A 7,666-nucleotide genomic window follows, 5' to 3' on the forward strand; every position below is an offset into this window, starting at 1 on the left:
CGTAAACGGCTCCAGCCCGGCCAGCCGCGTCCGCACCGGCGGCGTGGGAATGCGCCGCGGGGCAACACCGCGCACCCGCTCGGCAATCGCCTTGATATGCGCCGGCGTCGATCCGCAGCACCCGCCCAGTACGTTCACCTGCCCCGCGCCCGCCCATTCATGCACCAGCCCCGCGGTGGTCGCCGGCGCCTCGTCATAGGCACCCAGCTCGTTGGGCAGGCCCGCATTGGGATAGACCATGATCAGCGTGTCGCAGATCTCGGACAGCGTCTTCACATGCGGCCGCAACTGCTCGGCCCCGAACGAGCAGTTCAGCCCGATCGTCACCGGCCTGGCATGGCGCACCGCATGCCAGAACGCCTCGACCGTATGGCCGGACAGGTTGCGCCCCGACAGGTCGGTCAGCGTCATCGACAGCATGACGGGCACATCGCGCTCCAGATCGCGCGCCGCATCGCTCGCCGCCATGATCCCCGCCTTGGCGTTCAGCGTGTCGAACACCGTCTCGATCAGGATGAAGTCCGCGCCGCCTTCCAGCAGCGCATCGATCTGCTCGCGGTACACACCCTTCAGATAATCGAAGTCGATCTCCCGATACCCCGGATCGTTGACGTCCGGCGACAGCGACAGCGTCTTGTTCGTCGGCCCGATCGCGCCCGCCACGAAGCGCGGGCGACCATCCTTCGCCTGGAACTCGTCGGCCAGCCGCCGCGCCAGCTTCGCGCTCTCGACGTTGATCTCGCGCACCAGATGCTCGGCGCCGTAATCGGCCTGGCTGATCCGGTTGGCGGAGAAGGTGTTCGTCTCCGCGATATCCGCCCCCGCCTCGAAATAGGCGCGGTGGATCGCCTCCGGCACCTCCGGCTTGGTCAGCGCCAGGATGTCGTTATTGCCCTTCTGGTCGTGGCCCAGCCCCAGCGCCCCGGCATAGTCCGCCTCGGACAGCTTCCAGTTCTGGATCTCGGTGCCGAATGCGCCGTCGGTAATCAGGATGCGCTTGGCGGCTTCGGCGAAGAAGGTGTCACGAATGGTCATGTCATCACCTGATCCTCCCCGGCACGGGGAGGGGGACCGCTCGTCAGAGCGGTGGAGGGGGCTCTCCACGAATGATCTAGCTGGTGGAGAGCCCCCTCCACCAGCCTCTGGCTGGTCCCCCTCCCCGTAGCGGGGAGGATTTGATCAGGCCGCCGCCTCGATCGCCTGCGGCTTGGCGCGCACGCCCAGCATGTGGCAGATCGCAAAGGCCAGTTCGGCGCGATTGAGCGTGTAGAAGTGGAAGCTCTTCACGCCGCCCGCATAAAGCCGGCGGCACATCTCGGCGGCGATCGTCGCCGCCACCAGTTGCCGCGCGGCGGGATGGTCGTCCAGCCCCTCGAACAGCCGGTCCATCCAGTCCGGGATCGCCGCGCCGCACATGCCGGCGAACTTGCGCGTCTGCGCCACGTTCGACACGGGCAGGATGCCGGGCACGATCTCGGCGGTGATCCCCGCCGCGGCCACCGCATCCCGGAAGCGGAAGAACGCCTCGGGCGAGAAAAAGAACTGGGTGATCGCCCGCGTCGCGCCCGCATCCAGCTTGCGCTTCAGATTGTCGATATCGCCCACCGTGTCTGCCGAATCCGGATGGCATTCGGGATAGGCGGCCACCGAAATCTCGAACGGGTGCCGCCTGGCCAGCCCGGCCACCAGGTCGGCGGCATTGGCGTAGCCGCCGGGATGGCTGGCGAACTTGGCGCCCAACGTCGGCGGATCGCCCCGCAGTGCCACGATATGCCGCACGCCCGCCGCCCAGTAATCCTCGGCGACCTGGTCGATCTCCTCGCGCGTCGCCTCCACACAGGTCAGGTGCGCCGCCGCCGCCAGCGAGGTTTCGCGCTGGATGCGCGCCACCGTCGCATGCGTCCGCTCGCGCGTCGATCCGCCGGCGCCGTACGTCACCGACACGAAGCGCGGCCCCAGCGGCTCCAGCGTGCGGATCGCGTCCCACAATTGCGCGTCCATCTTCTCTGTCTTGGGCGGGAAGAATTCAAAGCTGACGTCCATGTCGCCGCCGACATCGGCGAACAGCGGCGCCTCCAGTGCGCGGCGCGCTTCTTCGAGCTGGGGAACGGAAATCGTCGTCATGCCGCTTTCACCATGTTGGAGTCGACCGGGCGCAGGCCTTTCAGCCCCTGTTTGGTGCCCAGCCACAATTTCACCGTCAGCGTCCCGCCACCCAGCGTTTCGATCTGCGTCATGCGTAGGCCCGCATTGGCGAACCAGCCCGCAATCTGCTCGTCGGCAAAGCCCAGCCGGGTATGCGCATCGCGTGCGCGCAGATCCTCGCGGTCATGCGGTGCGAAGTCAGCGATCAGCAGCCGTCCGCCCGCCGCCAGCACCCGTGCCGCCTCGGCGATCGCGGCACCCGGCTGCTGCGCGAAATGCAGCACATGGTGCAGGATCGCGACGTTCGCCGCGCCGTCCGCCATCGGCAGCGCGTACAGGTCCGCCTGCCGCAATTCGGTATTGGGCCGATCGTGCAGCTTGGCGCGCGCGAGGCGCAGCATCTCCGACGACCGATCGATGCCCAGCGCCGCATCCGCCTGCCCGCCGAACACTTCCAGCATCCGCCCGGTGCCGGTGCCGATATCGATCAGCGTGCCCAGATCGCCCTGCCCCAGCAGCGCCGCCATGGCCGCCTCCACCTCGCTCTCGGCGACGTGCAGCGACCGGATCGCATCCCATTCGGCGGCATGATCCTCGAACCAGGTCGCGGCCGACGCGGCACGGTCCGCGCGCACCGCCGCCAGCCGCGCCGCATCCGCCACCGCCCAGTGATCGGGCTCGTGCACCGACCATTGATCCAGCGCCGCGACGATCGGCGCCACCGCCTCGCGTGCGCCCAGCGCCACGAACACCCAGCTTCCTTCCTTGCGCCGCTCCGCGAGCCTCGCATCGACCAGAATCTTCACGTGACGCGACACGCGCGGCTGGCTTTGCCCCAGCACCTGCGCCAGTTCGCCCACCGACAACTCCATCGTGCGCAGCAGCGCCAGAATGCGCAGCCGCGTCGGATCGCCAAGTGCACGGAAAATGTCGAGCGCCATCGCCATGGATCGACATATAAAGATATCTTTATATGCGGTCAACGAATTGGTCGTTTCGGACCCCAAACGGCACACCTGCGTTATGGCCCGGTTGCGAAACGTTCAGTTCGCTTCGGAAATCCAAGGGAGTATGCCCGCATGAAGACGTTTACCCTCGGTCTGACCGCCGCCGCCGCACTTGCGCTCGCCGCTTGCAGCCAGAACGCACAGGAGCAGACCGAACAGGCCGCCGACGCCGTTGCCGCCGATACCGAGGCGACCACGCGCAACGCCGTGAACGACGTCGATGCCGCCAGTGACCGTGCGCTCGGTTCGGCCGAGCGGTCGATGGACAATGCCGGTGACCGTATCGAGGCGGGCGCCCGCAACGCCGGCGACGCGATCAGCAATGGTGCGGATGCCGCCGCCGATGCGACCGGAAATGCGCTCACTCGCGCCGGAAATTCCATCCGCGACTGACGCTGACGACCGGGGGACATGGGCCGATGCCCGTCCCCCGGATACCTTCACGCGATCCTGTCGGACTGGCCCGCTCGGACTGGACAGCGCCGCCCCTGCCGGGCGACAGTGCCGCATGAACCGCTACTTCCCCGCCGCCGCGCTCCTGCTTCTCGCCGCCTGCTCCGCCAGCGACGAACAGCCCGGCGGCCTCACCGCCGACGAGGCGAAACAGTTGGACGATGCCGCCGCCATGCTCGACGCCAATGCCGTCGACCTCAACGCGCTGGATGCCAACGCCACCGATCCCGAAGGGTGATGCCATGACCGCTCCGCAGAACCACCGCCGCCTTGGCTCCACCGACCTCCAGATCGCGCCGCTGGTGCTGGGGGGCAACGTATTCGGCTGGACGGCGGATCGCACCGCCAGCTTTGCCGTGCTCGACGCCTTTGTGGCCGGCGGCGGTACGCTGATCGACACCGCCGACGTCTATTCCGCCTGGGTCGACGGTCATCGCGGTGGCGAATCGGAGACGATGATCGGCGAGTGGCTACGCCACAGCGGCAAACGTGATTCTGTGCTGATCGCCACCAAGGTCGGGATGCTGCCCGGCGAAGGTGGCGAGAAACTTGCCCCCACCCACATCGCCGCTGCCTGCGAAGCCTCGCTGAAGCGGCTCGGCACCGACCGGATCGACGTTTATTTCGCGCATCAGGACGACGAGGATACCGCACAGCAGGACAGCATGGAGGCATTCGGTCGCCTGATCGACGCCGGCAAGGTTCGTGTCATCGGAGCATCCAACTTCCACGCCGCGCGTCTGAAGTCCGCCAACGACGCCGCCCGCGATGCCGGGCTGCCGCGCTTCCACGTCCTTCAGCCCGAATACAACCTCGTCAGCCGTCACAAGTTCGAGGGCGAGCTACAGGATTACTGCGTCACCGAAAATATCGGCGTCGTCCCCTATTACGGCCTCGCCTCGGGTTTCCTCACCGGCAAATACCGGACCCGCGACGATCTGACCAAAAGCGTACGCGGCGGCCGCATGGCCGATCTGCTGGAAGGCCGCGGCAAGGCTGTCCTTGACGCCATGGATGCCGTCGCCGCTGAAACCGGCGCCACCCTCGCCCAGATCGCGCTCGCCTGGCTCATCGCCCAGCCCGGCGTTACCGCCCCCATTGCCAGCGCCACCAGCGTCGCTCAGGTGGAGGACCTGCTTCCCGCGATGACCCTCACCCTCTCCGACGACCAACTGGAACGGCTGACGCTGGCGGGCGCCTGAGCTTGGCCCTATGAGGCTGACGGCACAGGAGAAAACATGACCGATCGCAGCCTCGTTTCGCGCCGCACCCTTCTGGCGGCGATCGGCGCCACCGCGCTTCCCCTGCCCGCCCATGCAGTCGCCCCCGCGCTTGCCCTCTATGCCGGGGGCTACAATCGCGAGGGCGGCCGCGGCCTTGTGCCGCTAAGCTACCGACCAGACACGGAAACATGGACTGCGGCCGCGCCCGTGGCGGCGGCACCCGACGCCTCGTTCGGCGTGCGCCATCCCCGCCTCGGCCTGCACTATCTGGTGCAGGAGGGCGAAGCGGGCATGGTCTCGGTCTTCCGTACGTCCGGCGACCGCTGGACGCGCGTCGCGCATGTCTCGTCCGGCGGTGCGGACCCGTGCCACGTCGCGCTCGACCGCACCGGCACGGCGCTGGCGATCGCCAATTACAGCAGCGGCAGCGTTGCGCTGATCCGCCTCGATCCTGCCACCGGCCTGCCCGCCGGCGAGGCACAGGTGCGCGCGCACCAAGGCCGCGGCCCCGTCGCCGACCGGCAGGCGAGCGCGCACGCGCATTGGGTCGGCTTCACTCCCGATAATCGCTGGCTCTGGGCGGTCGATCTCGGCGCGGACAGGATCTTCGCCCACCCCTTTGCCGACGGAAAACTCGGCCCCGCAAAGGCAGTTCTGCGTGCAGAGCCCGGCTCCGGCCCTCGCCACCTCGCCCTCCACCCCAGCCTGCCCTTCGCCTATCTCGTCAACGAACTCTCCAATACCATCACCACCCTCCACATCGCCGCCGACGCCGTCCTTCACCCCATCGCCACCCACAGCACTTTACCCGCTAACTTTACCGCCAAAAGTCAGGCGGGCGCGATCGCGATCGATGCTGCCGGCGCGCACCTTTATGCGTCGAACCGCGGGGCGGACAGCATCGCGGTCTATGCGATCGGCCGCGACGGCGCCCTCACCGCCACGCAGCACATCGCATGCGGCGGACGCTGGCCGCGCCACATCCGCCTGCTGCAGAGCGAAGCCCGGCTACTCGTCGCCAACCAGCATAGCGGCACGATCGACAGCTTTACCGTCGCCGCCGATGGCCGCCTGACGCCGCACGGCCCCGGCACCACCGCCCCCGGCGTCGCCTTTGTCGGCCTGCGCGACTGAACCTTCAGGCGAGCTGGCAGATATCCAGCACGTCCATATCCTCATAATCCTGGTTCTCGCCCGCCATCGCCCAGACGAAGCTGTAGCTGCTGGTGCCGGCACCCATGTGCACCGACCATGGCGGCGAGATCACCGCATCGCCGTCACCCAGCAGGATATGACGCAGTTCGTCCGGCTGGCCCATGTAATGGAAGACGCGGGCGTCGTCCTCCAGGTCGAAATACAGGTAGATCTCCGATCGCCGCTCATGAACATGCGGTGGCATCGTGTTCCACACGCTTCCCGGATCGAGCCGGGTCAGCCCCAGGCACAGCGATGCGCTCTGGCACGCATGGGGCAGCACCAGTTGGTGGATCGACCGCGCGTTCGACGTCTCCTGGCTGCCGCGTCGCATCGGCGGGTTGCCCTCCAGCGTCATGTGGACGATCGGATAGGCGGCATGCGCCGGCACGCTGAGCAGATAGAAGCGCGCGCCCGCCCCCTCGAACCGTACGTCGCGGCTGCCCATCGGCACATAGAGCGCCTCATATTTCGCCAGTGGATAGGCGGTGCCGTCCACCGTCACCACGCCCGACGCCGGCCCGATATTCACCACACCCAGTTCGCGTCGCTCCAGCAAGGGATGACCAGCCGCACTTGCCGGCTCCTGCTGCACCGGCAGATCCAGCGGCGCGTCGCCCGGCATCGCCCCGCCGATGATGAAGCGCTCGCCGTGTGAATAGGTCAGCACCAGTTCGCCGGAACGGAACAGGCCGGTGACCGCATGACGATCATGCAGGTCGGCGTTGCTCGCCCCTTCCATCATCTCCGGATGGACGGCGTAATAGGTCTTGGAGAACAAGGGATCGGTGCTCATCGCCCGGTCCGCTCCATATCGGCCACCGCGGTGGCGGCGAGCAGAAATGCACCTACGCCGTAATATTGCGTATCGCTGGCCGTTACCTTGTCGGGTCGGTCGCTCACCTGCTGCACCCATCCCAGCCCCCCGTCGGGCTGCACCGCGCGGGTCAGCGCGGCCCAGCCGCGCAGCGCCGCCGGCTGATATTTTGCCCGGTCCAGCAGACCGGCCTTCACGCCCCAGGCAAAGCCATAGGTGAAGAACCCGGTCCCGCTCGTCTCCGGCGGCGAATCCTCGGGTGCCAGCAGGGACGGTGCCCAATATCCATCCGCCTTTTGCAAGGTCAGCAACTTGGCCGCCATTTCCTTGAACAGCGCTTCCATACGGCGCCGGTCCGGGCTGTTGGCGGGCAATTGTGGAATGATCCGCGCCATGCCGCCGAACACCCAGCCATTGCCGCGCGCCCAGAACTGCTTGCGATCCTGTTCGTCACGGCGGTCGAAGAAGCGGCTGTCACGGTAATAAAGATGCTCGGCCGGATCGTACAGGAAGTCGGTGGTCGCCCAGAATTCCTTCATGGCGAACTGCCGGTATTTGGGATCGCCCGTCTGGTTGCTCAACGCCACCAGCGCCGGGGGCGCCATGAACAATGCGTCGCACCAGCACCAGCGGTCCAGGCACTCGGTGGCGCCGTATCCGCCCTTCTTGGGAACGGCAAAGGCCAGGGTCGTCACCGCCGGCTGGTCCACCACCCGGTCGAATGCCGCGCGGGTGGGTGCCCGTGCCTGTGCTCCCGCGCCATTCGCAGCCGCCCACAGATAGGCCTGGGTGATCGTATGATCATCGGCGAAATAGGGTTTGTCGCC

The 7,666-nt window shown here is 67.3% G+C and carries 9 protein-coding genes; 4 read left to right on the forward strand and 5 right to left on the reverse strand.

Features of this window, described 5'->3' with window-relative positions; all coding sequences use genetic code 11:
• The 3 genes from Q0U08_RS15035 to Q0U08_RS15045 all read right to left on the reverse strand — a co-directional run.
• The coding region (locus Q0U08_RS15035; protein WP_298092300.1) for a homocysteine S-methyltransferase family protein at nucleotides 1-1,035 on the reverse strand (1,035 nt) is incomplete at its 3' end.
• Between the two features lie 144 nt (nucleotides 1,036-1,179).
• Nucleotides 1,180-2,124 carry a methylenetetrahydrofolate reductase [NAD(P)H] gene (gene metF / locus Q0U08_RS15040; protein ID WP_298092301.1) on the reverse strand — a complete coding sequence of 315 codons (945 nt, stop codon included), beginning with the start codon at nucleotides 2,122-2,124 and terminating at the stop codon, nucleotides 1,180-1,182.
• Entirely contained in the window at nucleotides 2,121-3,092 is a 972-nt protein-coding gene (locus tag Q0U08_RS15045; protein ID WP_298092302.1) for a metalloregulator ArsR/SmtB family transcription factor, read from the reverse strand. The genes metF and Q0U08_RS15045 overlap by 4 nt, the downstream gene beginning before the upstream one ends.
• A gap of 132 nt (nucleotides 3,093-3,224) precedes the next feature.
• Here Q0U08_RS15045 and Q0U08_RS15050 point away from each other — a divergent pair, with 132 nt between their 5' ends.
• The 4 genes from Q0U08_RS15050 (at nucleotide 3,225) to Q0U08_RS15065 (ending at nucleotide 5,962) form a co-directional block, all read left to right on the forward strand.
• Nucleotides 3,225-3,545, forward strand: coding sequence for a hypothetical protein (locus tag Q0U08_RS15050; RefSeq protein WP_298092304.1), 321 nt, complete (start codon nucleotides 3,225-3,227; stop codon nucleotides 3,543-3,545).
• A gap of 115 nt (nucleotides 3,546-3,660) precedes the next feature.
• Nucleotides 3,661-3,843: a hypothetical protein gene (locus Q0U08_RS15055; protein WP_298092306.1), complete on the forward strand. Its 183-nt coding sequence runs from the start codon at nucleotides 3,661-3,663 to the stop codon at nucleotides 3,841-3,843.
• A gap of 4 nt (nucleotides 3,844-3,847) precedes the next feature.
• Entirely contained in the window at nucleotides 3,848-4,807 is a 960-nt protein-coding gene (locus tag Q0U08_RS15060; protein ID WP_298092308.1) for an aldo/keto reductase, read from the forward strand.
• 36 nt (nucleotides 4,808-4,843) lie between these two features.
• A complete protein-coding gene (locus tag Q0U08_RS15065; protein WP_298092310.1) occupies nucleotides 4,844-5,962 on the forward strand; it encodes a lactonase family protein in 1,119 nt (372 codons plus the stop codon).
• Between the two features lie 4 nt (nucleotides 5,963-5,966).
• On the opposite strand, the gene kduI is transcribed toward Q0U08_RS15065, so the two are convergent.
• Both kduI and Q0U08_RS15075 read right to left on the reverse strand, forming a co-directional pair.
• On the reverse strand, nucleotides 5,967-6,803 hold the full coding sequence (gene kduI / locus Q0U08_RS15070) for a 5-dehydro-4-deoxy-D-glucuronate isomerase (RefSeq protein WP_298092314.1): 837 nt from the start codon (nucleotides 6,801-6,803) through the stop codon (nucleotides 5,967-5,969).
• 11 nt (nucleotides 6,804-6,814) lie between these two features.
• Nucleotides 6,815-7,666 (reverse strand): glycoside hydrolase family 88 protein (locus tag Q0U08_RS15075; protein WP_298092312.1); only part of this gene is annotated, 852 nt, incomplete at its 5' end.

Origin of the sequence: uncultured Sphingomonas sp. (genome assembly GCF_946477935.1) — a bacterium.
Lineage (GTDB): Bacteria > Pseudomonadota > Alphaproteobacteria > Sphingomonadales > Sphingomonadaceae > Sphingomonas.

What these genes read in the sequence shown, in the direction of transcription:
- Q0U08_RS15045 (WP_298092302.1), bottom strand. Translation starts at nt 3,092, where the DNA reads ATGGCGATGGCGCTCGACATTTTCCGTGCACTTGGCGATCCGACGCGG.
- Q0U08_RS15060 (WP_298092308.1), top strand. Translation starts at nt 3,848, where the DNA reads ATGACCGCTCCGCAGAACCACCGCCGCCTTGGCTCCACCGACCTCCAG.
- Q0U08_RS15065 (WP_298092310.1), top strand. Translation starts at nt 4,844, where the DNA reads ATGACCGATCGCAGCCTCGTTTCGCGCCGCACCCTTCTGGCGGCGATC.
- metF (WP_298092301.1), bottom strand. Translation starts at nt 2,124, where the DNA reads ATGACGACGATTTCCGTTCCCCAGCTCGAAGAAGCGCGCCGCGCACTG.
- Q0U08_RS15050 (WP_298092304.1), top strand. Translation starts at nt 3,225, where the DNA reads ATGAAGACGTTTACCCTCGGTCTGACCGCCGCCGCCGCACTTGCGCTC.
- Q0U08_RS15055 (WP_298092306.1), top strand. Translation starts at nt 3,661, where the DNA reads ATGAACCGCTACTTCCCCGCCGCCGCGCTCCTGCTTCTCGCCGCCTGC.